The 18,122-nt window shown below is 37.5% G+C and carries 16 protein-coding genes; 13 read left to right on the top strand and 3 right to left on the bottom strand.

Annotation, left to right across the window (positions count from 1 at the left end; translation table 11 throughout):
* From O0V13_RS02475 to O0V13_RS02430, 10 genes are all read left to right on the top strand, one after another.
* Complete coding sequence (locus O0V13_RS02475; RefSeq protein WP_268033403.1) at nt 1-1,134, top strand: DUF4221 family protein; 1,134 nt, start codon at nt 1-3, stop codon at nt 1,132-1,134.
* Between the two features lie 10 nt (nt 1,135-1,144).
* Nucleotides 1,145-2,287 (top strand): DUF4221 family protein, encoded by a 1,143-nt coding sequence (locus O0V13_RS02470; protein WP_268033402.1) that lies wholly within the window; start codon nt 1,145-1,147, stop codon nt 2,285-2,287.
* A 10-nt stretch (nt 2,288-2,297) separates the two neighbouring features.
* Nucleotides 2,298-3,434 carry a DUF4221 family protein gene (locus O0V13_RS02465; RefSeq protein ID WP_268033401.1) on the top strand — a complete coding sequence of 379 codons (1,137 nt, stop codon included), beginning with the start codon at nt 2,298-2,300 and terminating at the stop codon, nt 3,432-3,434.
* Between the two features lie 10 nt (nt 3,435-3,444).
* Nucleotides 3,445-4,578, top strand: coding sequence for a DUF4221 family protein (locus tag O0V13_RS02460; protein WP_268033400.1), 1,134 nt, complete (start codon nt 3,445-3,447; stop codon nt 4,576-4,578).
* A 1-nt stretch (nt 4,579) separates the two neighbouring features.
* On the top strand, nt 4,580-5,707 hold the full coding sequence (locus tag O0V13_RS02455; RefSeq protein WP_268033399.1) for a DUF4221 family protein: 1,128 nt from the start codon (nt 4,580-4,582) through the stop codon (nt 5,705-5,707).
* Nucleotides 5,708-5,711: 4 nt separating this feature from the next.
* Nucleotides 5,712-6,860: a DUF4221 family protein gene (locus O0V13_RS02450; protein ID WP_268033397.1), complete on the top strand. Its 1,149-nt coding sequence runs from the start codon at nt 5,712-5,714 to the stop codon at nt 6,858-6,860.
* 2 nt (nt 6,861-6,862) lie between these two features.
* On the top strand, nt 6,863-7,999 hold the full coding sequence (locus O0V13_RS02445) for a DUF4221 family protein (protein WP_268033396.1): 1,137 nt from the start codon (nt 6,863-6,865) through the stop codon (nt 7,997-7,999).
* Nucleotides 8,000-8,026: 27 nt separating this feature from the next.
* Nucleotides 8,027-9,145 (top strand): DUF4221 family protein, encoded by a 1,119-nt coding sequence (locus tag O0V13_RS02440; RefSeq protein ID WP_326492703.1) that lies wholly within the window; start codon nt 8,027-8,029, stop codon nt 9,143-9,145.
* A gap of 80 nt (nt 9,146-9,225) precedes the next feature.
* On the top strand, nt 9,226-10,317 hold the full coding sequence (locus O0V13_RS02435; RefSeq protein WP_268033395.1) for a DUF4221 family protein: 1,092 nt from the start codon (nt 9,226-9,228) through the stop codon (nt 10,315-10,317).
* A 221-nt stretch (nt 10,318-10,538) separates the two neighbouring features.
* Complete coding sequence (locus O0V13_RS02430) at nt 10,539-11,708, top strand: DUF4221 family protein (RefSeq protein WP_326492702.1); 1,170 nt, start codon at nt 10,539-10,541, stop codon at nt 11,706-11,708.
* Nucleotides 11,709-11,764: 56 nt separating this feature from the next.
* Here O0V13_RS02430 and O0V13_RS02425 read toward each other — a convergent pair whose 3' ends face one another.
* On the bottom strand, nt 11,765-12,367 hold the full coding sequence (locus O0V13_RS02425; RefSeq protein WP_268033394.1) for a trimeric intracellular cation channel family protein: 603 nt from the start codon (nt 12,365-12,367) through the stop codon (nt 11,765-11,767).
* Between the two features lie 376 nt (nt 12,368-12,743).
* Here O0V13_RS02425 and O0V13_RS02420 point away from each other — a divergent pair, with 376 nt between their 5' ends.
* From O0V13_RS02420 to O0V13_RS02410, 3 genes are read left to right on the top strand one after another with little or no spacing between them, the layout of a single operon-like run.
* The gene (locus tag O0V13_RS02420; RefSeq protein WP_268033393.1) at nt 12,744-14,087 is read left to right on the top strand and encodes a porin; all 1,344 of its coding nucleotides are present in this window, start codon (nt 12,744-12,746) and stop codon (nt 14,085-14,087) included.
* A gap of 11 nt (nt 14,088-14,098) precedes the next feature.
* Nucleotides 14,099-15,694, top strand: coding sequence for a BCCT family transporter (locus O0V13_RS02415; RefSeq protein ID WP_268033392.1), 1,596 nt, complete (start codon nt 14,099-14,101; stop codon nt 15,692-15,694).
* Between the two features lie 22 nt (nt 15,695-15,716).
* Entirely contained in the window at nt 15,717-16,577 is an 861-nt protein-coding gene (locus O0V13_RS02410; protein ID WP_268033391.1) for a universal stress protein, read from the top strand.
* Here the strand turns inward: O0V13_RS02410 and O0V13_RS02405 are convergent.
* Entirely contained in the window at nt 16,571-17,194 is a 624-nt protein-coding gene (locus O0V13_RS02405) for a class I SAM-dependent methyltransferase (RefSeq protein WP_268033390.1), read from the bottom strand. The genes O0V13_RS02410 and O0V13_RS02405 overlap by 7 nt on opposite strands.
* Nucleotides 17,181-18,086 carry a patatin-like phospholipase family protein gene (locus O0V13_RS02400; protein ID WP_268033389.1) on the bottom strand — a complete coding sequence of 302 codons (906 nt, stop codon included), beginning with the start codon at nt 18,084-18,086 and terminating at the stop codon, nt 17,181-17,183. The genes O0V13_RS02405 and O0V13_RS02400 overlap by 14 nt, the downstream gene beginning before the upstream one ends.
* Nucleotides 18,087-18,122: the final 36 nt, after the last annotated feature.

Below are 18,122 nucleotides of genomic sequence, written 5' to 3'. Positions count from 1 at the left end.
ATGCGCAAACGTTATTTTTTCATTTTCCCTTTTTTAGCTCTTGCCTGTCACAAGCAATCTCCGACAGAAGATCAAGTGGAAGAATCGGAACAAAGGAATATCTTGGAGAATTTGACTTTTGAGATTGATACCTTCATGATCGACATGGGAGAGGATATGGTCGATTTTAGTTTGGGTATGATTAAAACTCCTTCACCAGATTCAAGATGGTATTATATAATAAAGGGGCTAAAGATTCAAAAGATTGACTTAGACCAACTCAGTTTAATTGATACTTTTTATTTGGAAAAAGACGGGCCTAATAGTCCCGGTGGTTCTTTTTTTTCAATTCAATCACTAAATGAAGACCATTTTTTTTTCCCACATATGATTTCTCCAAGTATAATCAATTCCCAAGGGATAAAATTTAAGGACTGGAAATTAACTCATGAAGAAATTGTAAAAGGGACCTCTGCTGAACCATTTTCGATTATCAATAGAATTCAATATAACCCTGAATTGGGTCAGTTGTATTCTCTTCCACTCGACTATCAGACAAGTGATTATTTTTTATTGGCATTAGATTCTATTGGAAAACGAATCACGATCAAAGAGCTTAGCCTATTTCAGGAAATGAAGGCTTACACAGTGAAAAGTGATCACGAAAATAAAAGTCCATTCCCATTTCTACACACCTCCAATAATCAGGTGATCGTATCCAATTCTAATGGGAACGGAATTTACTTTTATAAAGCTCTATCTGGTAGCCTTAGTTATAAAGAGTTCCCCCTTGAAATTGTCCCTTTGAAAAAAACAGGTGAAATCAGAAATAAAGTGGGAAGTACCAGGGAGTTTGAAGATAAACTCAAAAAACTTAATCACCAAATAAGCTACTGGAACTTCTTATGGGATGAAAAATCTCAACGCTATTATCGATTTGCAAGTAGGGCTGTTTCCTTTGATGAAAATGGCTGGCCTAAAAAGTATGAAGTTTTCCTAATGGCACATTCGAAAGATTTGGAATTATTAGGTGAGACAAAACTTGATGGCCTATATAACACACCCTTTGGTTCTTTCTTCAAAGACGGCAAACTCTGGTCCTATGTCAATGTGGAGGATGAACTAGGCTTCGCAGTATTCTCTTTTAACTTTTAAACCCTTACTAATGAAAAAAATAACTATCCTATTTTTGCTTTCAGCTCTATTTTCTTGTGGAGAAAATGAGGACCATTCCTCAAGTAATATTTTCGAAAACCTGACATTTTCTGTGGACACAGTCCTAGTAGATGCAGGCGAAGATTTCTTTAATCTAAACTACGGCATCGGATCCAGTGATGTGAATGAGGATAAAAGTGAATTGATGTTTTTCGAAAATAGCCCTCACAAACTGGTAAGAGTGGACCTTGATCAGTTGAAGCTCAAAAGCAAAACTGAATTTGAGGAAGAAGGACCTAATGGAATTGGTCCATACCTTACTGGATTCGAGTTAGGCCCAAATCAATTGTTTATCCAAAGCTATACTACAATGGCTCTTTTTGATATGCAGGGAAAATTGATAAAAGACCTAAAAATCGTTCCCGAAGGAATTGACCCAGATTTGGCAGGAGATTACGTTGCACTTTTTGGCAATGCTATTTATGACTTTCAAGTGAATAAAATTTTTACCCAGCCTTCGTTTGAAAAATCAGGTGAATACGGACTTTATGTAACAGACCCCAATGCGAAGACTACAGTGTCGTATCCTATTCCGAAGATGAAAATTGTGGATGACCTAAGCGGCACATTCCAAACCAAATCGGGAGAATATACCAACTTCTATTACTATAGCACACCCAAGTATACCACCTCTCTTCCAGGTAAATTGATTATTTCATGTGCTCCGATGAGCGGTATTTATCTTTTCGATAAAGAAACAAATCAGATGGAATTCAAGGATATCCAGCATCAAAGCGTTCCCAATGTCATGCAAGTGGATATAGACAATAATCCAACCAGTGAAGATGCTGTAAAAGAAAATCGCAGAAAACTTGGGGAGCAGCTAAACTATCAATCCATCCTTTGGGATGAAAGTAGAGATATGTTTTGGCGATTTGGCAAGAAAACATTCCAGGGAGCCGAAAAAGGTGATCCCAATACTTATGAATTTTACTTGTTCGCCTATGATCAAGATTTTAATGTGCTGGGAGAGACAAAGCTTAAAGATCTGGAGAATGAACCTAGAAATTACTTCTTCAAAGACGGCAAGCTCTGGTCCTATGTCAATGTGGAGGATGAGCTAGGCTTCGCAGTATTCACTTTTGATTTTTAAACCCCTACAAATGAAAAAACTAACTCTTCTATTCTTGATTTCAGTTCTATTTTCTTGTGGGGAAAAAGAGAATCAAGCCTCCAGTAATATTCTGGAAAACCTGACTTTTTCTGTGGACACGGTTTTGGTTGATCTTGGAGATGAAATCATAGACCTAGGACAAGGAGCTAGGTACGCTTCGATTTCACCTGATGCCAAGAGTTTCTATTATTATGACATGAAAAATGCCGCCATCAATGAGGTTGATTTACAAACTCTTGCACTGACAAATACTTTCCAATTTTCTAAAGAAGGCCCCAACTCTATAGGGTTCACTCCTCCCAGAGTTCAGCCTTTAAGCAATGAGAGATTTTTCTTTGCCTCCTCTGCAAATGTAGGGACCTATTCTAACGCGGGAGAGAAAGAAAAAAGTCTAAAGTTCAATTTCAAAGAAATAGAAGGACTAGATATTGATGAGGGTGGAATTATCTCTTACAAAGCTCAATTCTCTCCAGATGAGAAATCACTTTTTGTATTGACTAATCCTTATAAAACTACCTCTGATGTAAGATTGATGATCATAGATCCAGAATCCAAAACAGGAAAAAACATTCCACTTCCCAATATGATCCCAACCTTAAAGTTTAGGGTTTCATTCCAAAAAGATGGAGAATTCATGGGAAGAGGTGAAGCAGTTTTTATGAAAACAATAAATAATAAACTATTTATAACCAGCAGCGCCAATTCCAACATCTATATCTATGATTATCAAGTAGATTCTCTTCACTTTATAGAATTTCCTCATCAGCTTGTTCCCTCCAAAAAAACTGCAGAAGTAAAAAATAAGGTTGAAGTTAAAAAAGAGTTTTTTGCTGAAACTGCCAAATTCAAATATCAAATCAGCTTTGATGAATTTCTCTGGGATGAGCAAAGACAGCAATACTTAAGATTTGGCTATCAACTGATCCCTCATGAGGATCTGGAAAAGGAAAAAAAGTCAGAGGTTTTCCTTTTTGCCTATGATAAAAACCTAAACCTAATTGGTGAGACTCGACTAGAAAATGTCCAATACAGATTCGAATCACCATTCTTCAAAGACGGCAAGCTCTGGTCCTATGTCAATGTAGATGATGAGCTAGGGTTCGCAGTATTCACTTTTGATTTTTAAACCCTTACAAATGAAAAAACTAACTATCCTATTTTTGATTTCAGCTCTATTTTCTTGTGGGGAAAAAGAGAATCAAGCCTCCAGTAATATTCTGGAAAACCTGACTTTTTCTGTGGACACAATCCTTGTTGATTCAGGAGATGAATTGATGCTTTTAGAAGGAGATTACATTGGAAATTACGCCCTGTCAGCCAACCGAGATAGGATGTACATTTTCAGTGAAAAGGCTTATATCCTTCAGGAAGTAGACTTGGATAAGCTTAAACTCATTGGCAAAAAGGAATTTGAAAAAGAAGGACCAAATGGAGTAGGTGAATACATTCAGGCTTTTAACCAATTGAACAATGGAAGCCTTGTTTTTTCAAATTTCAAAGGAACTGGAGTCTTTACTTTAGATGGTAAAAATCAGAATCAATATTTTCTCAAATCATCCGAAATAGAGGGTATTGATCTAAAAGATGATTTTCCAATCACAAGTAAGGCGAGAATTTTTGGGGATGGGTCTTTTCTATTTGGAATTAATCCTATGGAAAAAGATTACCAGTTGGTAGAGGTCAATTTAATAGAAAAATCAGGAAGACAACTCCCGTTAAATGCATTGAATGGGACGCGTGATTTTCAAACCATGCTAACCTCAAATGGACCATCCATATTTTATTCCATCAGTCCAAGACTGGAATGGGTAAATAATCAGGTTCTGGTTAGCAGTCCCTCAACAAATGAAATCTATATCCTGAATAGTACTCAAGACAGTTTACAGCATATCGCTTTTTCACACAAACTGGTACCATTAGCCAAAACAGGGACTTACAATCCAAATTCTACCAGTAGGGAGGAGTTCTTGCAAATAATGGAGGATATAACTAATCAGGTGAATTTTGGAAAATTTCATTGGGATAATTCCACCAAACATTATTTCAGACTATCGCATATAGGACTGCCCAAACCTGATCCAGATAGCAAAAAAAAGTATGAGAATTTTATACATGTATACAATCAGGAGTTTGAGCTGATCGGGGAATCAAAATTGGAAGGAATTGATCAAAAACTAAATGATGACTGTTTTTTCAAAGACGGCAAGCTCTGGTCTTATGTCAATGTGGAGGATGAGCTGGGCTTTGCAGTATTCACTTTTGATTTTTAATATGAGAAACCTGGCAATCATATCACTGATAATCTTTTTGTTTTCATGTTCGGAAAAGGAGAAATCAGATAAGCCTGAATCGGATAATATTCTGGAAGACCTGAGGTATTCCGTGGATACGGTTTTGGTAAATTCTGGAAATGAGATTATCGACCTTTCTCGCGATTTGGGCACTTATGATCTTTCCCCAGACCATCAAACACTATATAAGTGGGATATTCATAAAAATGTCCTTCAGGTAATTAGCCTTGAAAGCTTAGAGCTTAAAGAATCACTTCCTTTTGAACCTGAAGGTCCTAATGGGGTTGGGAATACCGTCGTAAAATTGGTAGCCCACCAGAATGGTACTTTCGGGTTTAATAACTACCTAAATTTTGCCGTTTTTGATCGAAATGGCAACAAACTGAAAGATTTGGAAATCAATGAAGAGGAAGTATTGGCACAAAATCTTGAGTCTATCAATTTTTCTCTTTTGCTTACCCAAGATCAATTAGCCCTGTTTTCCCTTCCTGGAAAAAGGATGGAAGGTCCCAAAAAGTTGGCTAGAATAGATCCCAAATCGGATCAAATTCTAACCTGGGAATTACCAAAATTTGATTGGATTACAGAAATATCAGCAAAAGAAACGAGTGGAACCGGAGGCTATTTTTTTGAATCGTTTTATCTCTCAGAATCTGGAAATAAAATCCTCATTTCCAGTAAAGCGTCAAGTTCGATCTATTATTATGATTTGGAAAAAGACTCGATTTTCTACAAAGAATTTGACTTAAAGCTGACGCCATTAAGAAAGGAAAACACCCTAAAAAAGGAATATGATAGCCCTGATGAGTTTAGTACTGAGGTAACTAATTATTTCAAAGGTGTCAATTTTGAGAATCCCATTTGGAACCCAAGTCGAAATATGTATTTCAGATTTGCATCTTTCACTTTCCCAAGTGAGTCTGGGGAAGTAATCAAAAAGGACATCTTCCTTACCGCCTTTGATTCAGACTTAAATTTACTGGGAGAATTAAAACTTCCAAATCTAAATTCGGCCCCCTCCGATCCATTCTTCAAAAATGGCCAGCTCTGGTCTTATGTCAATATTGACGATGAATTGGGATTTGCAGTATTCACTTTTGATTTCTAATACTATGAAAAACCTTATCCCCCTTTCCCTGATTATTCTCTTGTTTTCCTGCTCTGGAAAAGATGAAGAAAAAAGTGCATCTAGCAATAATATTCTTGAGAATCTGACATTTACAGTAGACACTGTAGTGGTAGATCCAGGAGATGAAATCATAGACTTGTCCAATTATTTGCGACTCGCTGACCTCAGCAATGACCATAAAAAGTTGTATTTATTTGTTGAGGGGGAAAATAAACTATCAGTCATAGACCTTGACAAGTTAACTCTAGAGCGAAAGATTCCATATGAAAAAGAGGGTCCCAATGGAGTGGGGAGTTTCCTTTGGAGCTTGGATCTCGTTTCAAATGATCAGTTCTTTTTAAAGACCTTCAATACTGCTGGAATATTTGATTTCCAAGGAATCAAGCATGAATCCGTCAATCTGGATGAGGAAGAAATCATAGGTATCAAAGGAAAGACCCTTCAAAACAATCGTCTAAAAGTAAGCGAAGATCTAAAATGGTACTATACAGTACCAGGCTCAGATTTCAACGATGGAGAACCATCGGTAGAACTGGCCCTAATCAATAGTGAAACTAATGAGGGGAAAATTCTTCCGATTCCTGCAATGGACAAAACCGCACTTTACAAAATCGCCTTCAAGGAAGGAACCATGATGCAAATCTATGCGGAAGACTACTTTCTCTCCGAACAAAGTGGGAACTTCTATATCACCTCTTCAGTCACAAGTGATATCTATACCATTGATCCAGAAACTGACTCATTGGCCCTCCATAGTTATGATCTAAAATATGCTCCCAAATACAAATCAGATCCTCCTTCTCACTCAGAATTTACCGATAGAGAGGCATGGCGAAATGAGGTAGAGAAAATGAGATCTCAAATCACGTATGGAGATTTGATCTGGGATGATAGCAGAAATTACTTTTTCAGAATCGGCAGTATTCTGGTACCGAGCCTAGTGGAAGATGCTCCTTCAAAAAGTAAAATATTTCTCCTAGCCTTTGATAATGAGCTAAATCTAATCGGAGAAACCGAGATCGAAGAAATGGATTCAGCTCCTGAATTCCCTTTCTTCAAAGACGGAAAGCTTTGGTCCTTCGTTAATGTAGAAGACGAACTTGGGTTCGCGATTTTTGACTTCAGCTTTTAAAAATGAAAAAACTAGCACCACTATTTTCGCTCCTTGTCTTTTTCTCCTGTGGAGAGAAAGATGAAAAAGCTTCGGGAAACTCAGAATTTGCCCTTTCCTATACCATAGATACCGTTCAAGTCGATCCGGGAGATCATCTTGTTTATGTCACAGGATATATGAATACGGCAACTCCTTCTTTGGACAAAAAGGTTCTTTACAACCTGAATCCCAAATCTCCTGAACTTGAAATCATAGATTTGGACGCCTTGGCCTTTCAAGAATCCATCCCTTTGGAAAAAGAAGGCCCAGAAGGAATTGGAAATTATGTTTCAGATTTAGTTGTCACTGATCTAGGTGACTTTTTCTTTATAGGATATGAATCCTTGGTCAAGTCAAATCCAGGCTTGGATCAATTTAAAAGATTTAGTTTTCAGGCTGATAAATTATCAGGTGACAAGTTGGATGAAAACGAAGGGATAGATTTTGGGGCTATTCCTTCCAAAGATGGCAATTACTTTTTCGGAACTTATTCAGTTCAGATGTTTCAAGGAAAAATTGGAGGACTAGCTGTAGTTGACTTGAATGAGATGTCTTTGAAAAAAATTCCGATTCCAGAACTCGAAAACCTGGTTGACTTCAATATCAACCAGTATCAAGACGGTAGACCCATGATGAGTACCATTGAAAGGATTTGGCTAAATGAGGTAAATGGCAAACTCTATCTGACGAACTCCACTCGAAATGAGGCATTTATCTATGACCCGAAATTGGATTCCTTATTCAAAAAAGAGTTTCAATCATCAATAACAGATAATGCCAAAAAAGGCCTCTATACCAAAGAAACCAATAGTGATGAGGAAATGAGCAAAGCGATGAAAGAAAAAAATAAAGAGGTCAATTTCAATGAGTTAATATATGACGACATGAATGAAAAGTTTTGGAGAGTCAGTTCTGATATGGACAGAATGATCGCTGACTCAGTAGTAACCAAAAACATATTGACCATTTTTGACAAAGAACTGAATCAGCTTCATGAGGAGAAAATTGATTTTAATATCACCTCGATGCTTTCTTTTTTCAAAGAAGGTACCCTTTATAGTTACATCAATCTTGATGATGAAATGGGCTTTACTAGAATCAAACCAAGCTATGAATAGAACTCACTTTTTGCTTTCAATTTTGCGCTGGCTGTAGTTGGATGTAGTAGCAATAATTCAGAACAAAAAAATACCCGCTCCATAGAAATCAGCTACGAACTGGACACAGTTATGGTGGATGCCGGGGATGATTTTATCCATGTGCAATGGCAAATGATGTCCTCAGATCTATCAAAGGATGAAAAGTATTTATTCAATTTTAAAACAGGCTCAGAAAACCCCGGTCTGGAAATAATAGATCTAGAAAAACTAAAGCTCGATCAGGTGATCCCCATGTCTTTGGAAGGTCCCAATGGCATCAGACACCCTTATATTTCTAATGTTTATTTATTGTCTGACGGAAGCTATTTTTTATCAAATAGTTATGATTTTTTTCGATTTGATACGGAAGGAAACAAGCATTCCACTTTGACTTTTAGTAATCATGAATTTACCGGTGACAAACTCCCGGATGGGACTAGAATAGATCTGAACCAAACGCTGTCTGAAGATGAAAAATCCATTGTCACCTTCTATTCAGATGAAAAATTGGAAAATGCTCCCTTGGGATTCACTGTGTTTGATTTAGAAAATGAATCATTCTATTATAAACCACTTGATATTTTAAAGGAACTGGAAAAATACAGAATCAACTTGTATTTTAATGGTTATCCATCCGGTGCGATGTTTTCTTCCTTTCATCTACTCGCTAAAAATGACAGCTTAATCTTTTCAAACGGAGGAATCAACCAACTATATTTTTATGATTTAGAGACAGATTCATTAAGTTTCAAAAGCTACAATAGTCAGTATACGTCTTATGAAATTACCAAAAGCTTTCCTGGCCGAGTGGAGAGTGAAGAGGAATATCGAGCACTAATAAAAGATTCAGAAAAGGAAGTACGCTATGGCCCATTGTATTTTGACCGTAAAAATGAAGTATACTGGAGATTTACGAGTGAGTTTGACCGAATGAAAGGAGACACAACAATTTTTGACATTGTACTTACTGCATTCAATCCTCAATTTGAACAGATTGGCGAGGTACTATTACAGGATGATTTTGTTTTACCATACAAAGTATTCATTAAAGAGGGCTTGATCTGGACTTTTCTCAACATGGATGATGAGGTTGCTTTTGTAAGGTTGAAACCGACTTTAAAATGAAATGTACTTCTTACTTTTTATTCATTGCAATAATCTTCATTGGGTGTAAAGAAAGTACTAAAAGCAGCATTCTTATCCCAATGGATGGTATAGATGTTTCATTGACAATTGATACAATATTCATTGATTCAGGGGAGGACTTTATTTATTTAGGTCGACAACTGAGTTTGTCTGATTTGTCTTCAGATTTGAGGTATCTGTACAATTTCAACCCAATTAACTATGAGATTGAGGTAATAGATCTTGATAAAGCAGTACTTGTACAAAAATATAAAATCGAAAAAGAAGGTCCCCAGGCAGTTCCAAATCACTTTTTATATCGAATGAGTTTGGCAGAGGATATTAACGAATTGTTTTTTCAAACCACAAGTCATATTTATAATGCTGATATCAATGGAAAAGTAAAATCAAATTATAGCTTTCTAAATGATAGCTTAAGTGATATCAGATTTAATCCAGAAAATCTAGTTAACCTTCAAGGCCTTACTACAGAGGATGGAAAATATTATTATTCATATTATACGGATACATTACCTGATCGAAAAAGAAAAGGATTAATTCGATTTGACTTCAAAAGCAAAGAAATCGAATTCAAGGAATTGGATTTTCTAAAGTGGGCAAATGACTTTGACATTTTTTATCGTGAGCCTGGAAAAAAGATCAATAAAGGGGAATATCCCGAAATGATAGGAGCCACATTCAAAGGTGATTCGATAATTCTCTCAACAGGTTCCGTCAATAAAATTTGGGTTTATCATTTTGATTCAAACAGTTCAGAAGAAATAAGCTTTGAAAGTCAGCTAACCAAAAATCAAAAGGAGGGGAATTTTCCAAAAATGGTAGAATCTATGGATGAGTTTCTAGAAGCTGCAAAAAAAAAGAACTTGGAGGTAAATTTTAGACCTCTCAAATATGACTCTGAAAATCAGATTTTTTTAAGGATTACCACCCAATTTGAAGGATATGACTTAAATGGAGAACCCAGTTTAAATTCTTACTTAACTGTATTTGATCAAAACCTGAAAGCCCTAAATGAGTCAATCATACCAAAGCCAGGGTTTTTCCCTAGCATTTCAAAATCATTTATTAAAGATGGGTATTACTGGACCTTTTTAAATGTACAAGATGAGCTGGCTTTTGTCAGACTGAAACCAACCATTTCTTATGAGTAAAATCTATTTATTTTTTTTTCTTCATCTTAGTTTATTCATGCTCTCAAGGCGGAAAAAGTACAAATAACTCCTCCACCCAAATCCTGGAAGAAAAATTAGATTTCAATAGAAACCTAAACCATATTTCAAATTCATAAAAGATACAGTGCTTTATATCTATATCAATTTGGAGGACGAACTGGCATTCATTAGATTAAAACCAACTTTAATAAAATGAAGCGATTTCTCCTTTTCCTATTTATGTCAGAAATTTTTCTTGCTCACCCAAAAAGGAAAAGGTCAAAGAAATTCCCAAAGCATTTGACAACCATACTTTTGAATACACGCTAGACACGGTATTTATTGATTCGGGAGATTCCCTACCTTACCTCGATATGGATTTGGTTTCTTCGGATTATGTATCCTCCGAGGGCTTACTTTATAATTTAAATCCCGGGACTGGACGAGTGGATGTATATGATATAGAAGCCCAAAAGCTTAAAAAACACATTCAGTTTGAAGTGACAGGCCCAAATGGAATCAAGAAGTATTTCCCAACTGGAATCAAGAAAACCAAAAGTGGAGATCTGATCATCAGGGATTATTTTGAAATACTCAGAATGGGGGCCAACACCAAATTGTTGGATTCCTATAGCCTTCAAAACCACAAACTTTTAGGGGATGATCTGGGTGAAAGCCAAGAAATAAGTGGCATGGGCGAAATCTCAGAAGATGGCTCTTTTTTCGCTAGTTATTACGGTTATTTTCCTTCAAATGGACGTATACTCGGTTTAGCAACAGTAGATTTAGTTTCCAAATCCCTGAAATTGATTCCTGTGAATTTCAAAGATCAATCAGAGAAGTATTTAATCCGATGGGAATATCGGGAAGGTAAAAACATGTTGGTCCCGGAATACAAATTCCTGACTTTGGATGGCCCCAACATAATTGCAACCAACTCCTACAAAAATGAATTGTGGTACTATGATGCAAAGAAAGATTCTTTGTTTCACCGAGCTTACAAAAGCAATTTGATCTCTAATGTCAAGCGAGGAAATTTTCGGAAAAAGGTCGGGTCCATGCAGGACCTGAATTCCGCCAAAAAAAGGAAATTTCAGGAAGTAGTCTTTGGACCGATCATCAGGGATCCTGAAAAGCGGCTCTTCTATCGCTATAGCAGGGAGGTGCAGCTGGAACCAGAGAAAGAGGAGAGATATTTTAGGTTTGTCCTGTCTGTTTTTGATGCAGATTTAGACGTGATACATGAAGAAAAGCTGGATTTATCGGTTTTTATACCAGGGGAATATTTTGCAAATAAGACCTTTGTGCACAAAGGCATGTTGTATACATTTTTGAATTATAGGGATCAGATTGCCTTTGTCCGACTCAAACCGAGCATCTCTTATGAATAAGATATTAGCTTTTGAGAATTCAGAATTCAGATTTCAAACTTCAAATTTCATCCTTCTCAATCCAATCTCGGCAAGCTCAACTTATATTTCATGGCTACCAATCGAATAGCAATAATCGCTGCCACAGAAATCAACAGATTCCAATCTCTTTCCAATCCGAAATAATTTAGAATCAAATACAAAATAGCTCCAGCTAGGCAGGCAGAGGCATAAATCTCTTTCCTGAATAGAATCGGGATTTCATTCGTCAATGTATCTCGGATCACACCTCCCATCACAGCGGAAAACATTCCCATAATTGCAGCAATTTCAGGTCTGACTCCCAGACTTAACGCTTTTTCCACACCCAAAACCGTAAAAAATGCAATTCCCAACGTATCAAATAAAAACAGAGTCTTTCTCAGCTTACTTAGGAAATTGGGAAAAATAAAAGCGGCTAAGATCCCAACCAAAATAGCATAAAGCACATTGATATCTGCAATCCAAACTAATGGATAAGCATCTAACAATATGTCTCTCAAGGTTCCTCCACCAATCGCAGTAATAAAACCCGTGAATCCAGCACCGAATAAATCATGCTCTCTTTCACGGACTGCCAATGCTCCCGATATAGCAAAAACAAAGGTACCGATTAACTCGAGAGCATATTGGAGTGTCATTTTTTTATTGTTTACAATTAAATCTTATCCAGTATAAAAATTTGAATTTGACCCTTTGTATTTAGAAAATTCACTTTCAAGTTCAAAATTCTTTTCAGGGCCAAAATTACTATAAAATTGATCCTTTTGAGACTTTTTCAATATTCAATTCAGGATCTCGAAACTCCAATTATGACAAACAATCGGGCCATTATTGGAGTTTTAATTTTTCTATTAGACCAAGAATTACAATTAAAAAGAGAATCCAATCCACATCTGAAGAGTGAGATTTCTCCTAAAAATATCTTAGATGAATTTCATTTATTCATTAGATGCTTTACCTTGAATGGACAGGTTTAGCTTTACTTCAAAATCGAAGTAGGAAAATTCCCAGCCAATGACCCGTTATAGTTTCTACTTACTTTTTCACCTCATCCTCGTTTCTACTTCCATTTTAGCGAGGGATATTCCTGAGGACTCTGTCAAAAGAGGAGCAAACTTACAAACCATATTCGAAAAAGATTTTGGACACTCAAAGGCAAGTTTGGAATATGTCAACTTTGCTGCTCAAGAAACAAAAAAAGATACCTCTTGGCTAAAAATCGGAGGAGCTCTTCGACTGAATACCATTTACGCCAAGTATGAGGGTAAAACCTTCCCGTTGGGAACCGAAGGTCGCAATGACTGGACTTGGGATACCTGGAGAATTAATGTAGACTCCTATAGCGACGGACTTCAACTATCATTCGAATACCGTTTTTACCCTACTTTTAATACCCATTTTATCAAATACGGCTGGATTGGATATCGATTCAATCCCAGTACAAATCTCCAATTTGGCATTACCCAAGTTCCTTTTGGGCTATTGACTTATGCCTCCCATAGCTGGTGGTTTATGACTCCCTATTATGTTGGCTTGGAGGATGATCATCAGATTGGGTTCAATTTCACCAGTGATTTAGAACATTGGAGATTCAATATTGCTTATTTCTTACTATCTGAACCTCGAGGGACCAACGAGTTGAGTTATGGGGTAGCCAGTTCGGCACGTTACTCCTACGATGTGGTTCCTATTCCCGGAAACAGCAATATCGAAAGGCGTCAAGTCAATTTAAGGGCAGCCAGAAAACTCAAATTTGGAGAAATAGGCCTATCCCTTCAAACCCATGAGGTTTACAATCAGCAAACATCCCACACCGGAAGACAATTTGCTACTGCCATTCACTTTGAAAACAATTGGGGCCGATTAAATCTTAAGACCCAGGCACTTTATTACAACTTCACGGATGTTCAAGACGATAATGGGAGCATTTTGGATTTTGTGCAAATGGGAGCTTATGGATTTGGTACCTACGACGTAGCGTCAGAGGCAGCCATGTATACCATCGGAATTGCCTATGACATTCCCGTTCAATGGGGCCCTATTCGAAATATTCAGCTTTATAACGACTATACCTACATGCAAAAAATGGGAGAAATCCAGATCAATGGTCAATCTCAAAAATTTGCACCAACTCACATGCATGTTCCAGGAGCACTAATCAGTGCCGGCAAGATCTATTGCTATTTCGACATTGCCAGAGGAATCAATCAGCCGTGGCTTACTGATTCTTTTGGTGGAAACTCGATCGGGTCAGGTAGAGGAATCAATTATTTGGAACCCATCAGTGCCACTAATCCGATCGATCAAAAACCCAATTGGAACACCCGCTTAAATATTAACCTCGGTTATTACTTCTAATACAAAAGATTATGAAAAATAAATACCTAGATATTCATCCTCCTGTTTTTTGGCCAGCGACAATTTTGATTGTCGTCTTTATCACCATCACCTTATTAGTGGGTGAACCGATGGAGCAGGTCTTTGTTAGCATGAAGGATTTCATCACCGACCAGACCGGTTGGCTATTCATCCTCGTAGTCAATTTGTTTATTTTATTCTGCATCTATGTTGGTTTTAGTAAGTACGGATCGATCAGATTGGGTGGAAAAGATGCCAAACCGGAATTTTCTACCTCTGCTTGGTTTGCTATGCTTTTCAGTGCCGGGATGGGAATCGGTTTACTTTTTTGGGGTGTAGCCGAACCTGTTAATCACTATGCAAATTCTCCGAACCATGAAAATTTCAGTCCCGAAGCAGCACAGGGCGCCATGAATTTGGTTTTTCTCCATTGGGGGCTGCATGCATGGGGGATTTATGCCGTGGTGGCTCTTGCCCTTGCCTTTTTTGCCTACAATAAAAAAATGCCTTTAACCATCCGCTCAGTTTTTTACCCCATTTTGGGAGACAGAATCAAAGGATGGATTGGGGATGTCATAGATGTTTTTGCAGTATTGGCGACCTTATTTGGATTAGCCACTTCCTTAGGACTTGGAGTCCAGCAGCTCAGCGGTGGTTTATCTTTCCTTTTTGATATTCCAAATACCTCCACGACTCAGGTGATCCTCATTGCTTCCATTACTGCCATTGCCACCGTTTCTGTAGTGTCTGGGATTGATAAAGGAGTAAAATTCCTGAGTGAATGGAATATTCGAATTGCAGCGATCTTTCTGATTTTCATCCTAATCGTCGGCCCAACCTTGTATATCATGAGAGGCTTTATCCAAAATGTCGGAACGTACATGGGAGACTTTATTCAGGTTTCAACTTGGACAGAAGCATTTCGAGATGCAGGTTGGCAAGGTGATTGGACAGTATTCTATTGGGCTTGGTGGATTTCTTGGTCCCCATTTGTCGGAATGTTTATCGCTCGGGTATCCAAAGGAAGAACGATTCGAGAGTTTGTTTTTGGAGTATTGCTGATACCTGCCTTATTGACTTTTCTGTGGATGACAGCTATGGGTGGTTCAGCCATTTATTTGGATTTGCAATCAGGAACCCACGAATTAGCCAATGAAATAGTATCGGATTCTACCACAGCACTATTCGTCTTTATCCAGCAGTTCCCATTTAGTATAGTCGGATCAATCATCAGTTTGTTTTTGGTGACATCATTCTTTGTTACCTCATCGGACTCAGGATCTTTGGTGATTGACAATATTACTTCTGGAGGAAAATTAGACTCTCCAGTCCCTCAACGGATATTCTGGGCATCAGCTGAAGGGGCTGTTGCAGCAGTTTTATTAGTAGGAGGTGGTTTGGGAGCCTTACAGACTGCAGCCATCACTACTGGACTTCCGTTTCTATTTATTTTGATATTTATGGTTTATTCCCTGTATAAAGGTCTCAGATCTGAATACCTTCAAATGAAAGAATTGGAACAAGTTCCTGATAAAAAGCGATATGAGAAAAAGCTGGAGAAATCCTTGATCAAACGAGAGGAAAAGTCCAAAAAATCCAACGATTAATAACCTTTAGAAAAGCAACGAGATGAAAAACTTGAATAAAATAGCCCTCGCAGCGGATTTGACAGAAATGGATGAAAAGATGCTTCATTTCATCAAAGGATATGATTCATTGTTTGATTTTGAGGAACTCCACATCATCCATCAGATCGAAATTGAGGAGCTTTCAGAAGATTTGGAACAATTACTCCAAAAGAAAAACAAAACGCTAGAGGAATTAATACGCGAAGAAATCGAATCAACCGTCATTGAAGTCTTCGGATCTCTCAAACCTTCAATTCACATTTACATCCAACCCAAGCCAGATTTCAGTGAATTGGTTACATGGATCAACAACAGCCAATTTGACCTATTCTTCCTGGGAAAAAAGAAAAGCCTTGAAGGCACTGGGATCTTCAGCAGCAAAATGGTCAGGCTTCTTTCTTGCAATTTGATTCTGGTACCTGAAACTGCAAAACCGCTTATCAGTAAAATTTTAACTCCGATAGATTTTTCTTCCTATACTCAGCGAGTACTCGAAGTGTCAGAGTTGATAGCGAAAAACACAAAATCTGAATTTATTCCCCTTCACGTCCTGAAAATTGGGATTCGCTATTTTCCATTCTTTGGAAATGAAAAGAAAATACAAAAGAGCCTTCAAAAAGAAGCTGATTCCAAATTTGAAAAGCTCAAAAAGAAAGTCAAAATCCAGGGAAAATTGCTAAGCATCATAGCAGAAGAAGAACCAATTGGAGTTGCCATTTTCAAGAAAGCAAAAGAGCTAAAAGTTGACTTAATAATCATCTCCAAAAAAGGAAAATCTGATGATTCAGACCTGTTGATAGGAAGTGTTGCAGAAAATTTAATCGCCAACGATAAAAACATTTCTGTCGCGATAATTCAATAGGGTAAAACCTTCTCCAAAACAAAAACCCCCATCTCTCTTTGGCCTAAAACCAAAACGGATTTGGGGTTTTCTATATATTTAAAACCTTTCGAAAGTAATTTATCCACATACTCTTCCGTAAAGACAAATCGGTCCGAATTATCTGGCAAATGATACCTTCCTTGGCCAATAGGCTTAGATTTGGATAAAGTATCTCCAAATCCAGTACACATCCGGAACCAAAAAATTCCTCCCGGTTTTAAGATTCTGTGGATTTCATGAATCATTTGCCAGAAGTTATCCACACTCTGAGCAAAGTGCAGAACAGCTGAACAGATTACTGCATCGAAAGATTCTTTGTGAAAGGGAACATCCTCCAATTTTCCTTCTTGAAACCTGTGGATATCATAATTTGGATCCAAACTTTTTGCCTGATATCGGCAATATTGAATTGCTGTCTCATTGGGATCAATTCCAAAAATCTGATAGCCTTCACGAATGAAATAAACGGTATTTCTTCCCTCCCCACAACCGGCATCCAGGATCTTCATTTCCTTCGTAAATCTACCCTTTAGAATCTGATCCAAGAGATAGATATCGATGTTGCCCAATAGACGGTTTAGTTCAGCTATTTTCATTTTCCCAATTATCCAATGCCTGTTTTGCTTTGATTCTCCCTATTTCAATCAATTCACCAGATCGGTGAAACTCCAAGGTTCCTGCTTGCTTTCTGGAAATTTTAATTTGAATATCTACGGGGTATTGTTGAAGCAACAATTCACAAAATCTATCCTGCAATAAATCGAATGAGCGCTTCACCAAATTCAAAGAGGAATAAGAAATTTCCTTTTCTACTTCCTTTTCATCTGGGAAAAATTGTCCCATTTTATTCCGGTATTCCTTCAACCAATTCGGGATTGAGATGAATCCATTTCCTTCCTCATCTTTCTTGGGTGGAGTAATGTAATCATGATCCAAACCATTCACATCCACTACCAATATCATGTTCTCTTCAGAATGATTTTGCAATAAAGAAATCGGGACTGGGTTTAACACTCCTCCATCAATCAAAGAGGATTTGGAATGAGACGCTGGAATGAACACAGAAGGAATACTTCCTGAAGCCCGAATTGCTTTAAATAAGCTCCCTTTTCTAAAAATTACTTCTTCTCCAGTGATGACATTCACTGCATTACAAGAAAAAGGAATGGAAAACTCCTCAATCTGACAATCCGCAACTACTTTCTTAAGCTCACCATAAACTTTTTCCCCTTTGATAAATCCGCGACTGGAGAAAGTAAAATCCATTAAAGAAAAAACGTCGATCCGATCAAGATTGCAGATCCAGTTTTTGAACTCATTCATTTTTCCGCAGGCATACATACCGCCTACCAAGGCTCCTGCAGAACAACCCGCAATTTCGGAAATTTCATACCCCCGCTTTTCCAACTCCTCAATCACCCCAACATGTGCCAATCCTCTCGCTCCACCGCTGCTCAAAACCAATGAGACTTTTTTCTTTTTTGACATATCTTTAAGGAATAAAAATCACTTAACGAAAGTACA

It is taken from the genome of Algoriphagus sp. PAP.12, from assembly GCF_026652115.1.
Classification (GTDB): Bacteria; Bacteroidota; Bacteroidia; order Cytophagales; family Cyclobacteriaceae; genus Algoriphagus.
The sequence above is the reverse complement of the archived record's forward strand: the minus strand, read 5'-3'. Positions and strand labels throughout refer to the sequence as shown.

What these genes read in the sequence shown, in the direction of transcription:
- O0V13_RS02450 (WP_268033397.1), top strand. Translation starts at nt 5,712, where the DNA reads ATGAAAAACCTTATCCCCCTTTCCCTGATTATTCTCTTGTTTTCCTGC.
- O0V13_RS02475 (WP_268033403.1), top strand. Translation starts at nt 1, where the DNA reads ATGCGCAAACGTTATTTTTTCATTTTCCCTTTTTTAGCTCTTGCCTGT.
- O0V13_RS02400 (WP_268033389.1), bottom strand. Translation starts at nt 18,086, where the DNA reads ATGTCAAAAAAGAAAAAAGTCTCATTGGTTTTGAGCAGCGGTGGAGCG.
- O0V13_RS02470 (WP_268033402.1), top strand. Translation starts at nt 1,145, where the DNA reads ATGAAAAAAATAACTATCCTATTTTTGCTTTCAGCTCTATTTTCTTGT.
- O0V13_RS02445 (WP_268033396.1), top strand. Translation starts at nt 6,863, where the DNA reads ATGAAAAAACTAGCACCACTATTTTCGCTCCTTGTCTTTTTCTCCTGT.
- O0V13_RS02410 (WP_268033391.1), top strand. Translation starts at nt 15,717, where the DNA reads ATGAAAAACTTGAATAAAATAGCCCTCGCAGCGGATTTGACAGAAATG.
- O0V13_RS02425 (WP_268033394.1), bottom strand. Translation starts at nt 12,367, where the DNA reads ATGACACTCCAATATGCTCTCGAGTTAATCGGTACCTTTGTTTTTGCT.
- O0V13_RS02405 (WP_268033390.1), bottom strand. Translation starts at nt 17,194, where the DNA reads ATGAAAATAGCTGAACTAAACCGTCTATTGGGCAACATCGATATCTAT.
- O0V13_RS02435 (WP_268033395.1), top strand. Translation starts at nt 9,226, where the DNA reads ATGGATGGTATAGATGTTTCATTGACAATTGATACAATATTCATTGAT.
- O0V13_RS02465 (WP_268033401.1), top strand. Translation starts at nt 2,298, where the DNA reads ATGAAAAAACTAACTCTTCTATTCTTGATTTCAGTTCTATTTTCTTGT.
- O0V13_RS02420 (WP_268033393.1), top strand. Translation starts at nt 12,744, where the DNA reads ATGACCCGTTATAGTTTCTACTTACTTTTTCACCTCATCCTCGTTTCT.
- O0V13_RS02460 (WP_268033400.1), top strand. Translation starts at nt 3,445, where the DNA reads ATGAAAAAACTAACTATCCTATTTTTGATTTCAGCTCTATTTTCTTGT.
- O0V13_RS02455 (WP_268033399.1), top strand. Translation starts at nt 4,580, where the DNA reads ATGAGAAACCTGGCAATCATATCACTGATAATCTTTTTGTTTTCATGT.
- O0V13_RS02415 (WP_268033392.1), top strand. Translation starts at nt 14,099, where the DNA reads ATGAAAAATAAATACCTAGATATTCATCCTCCTGTTTTTTGGCCAGCG.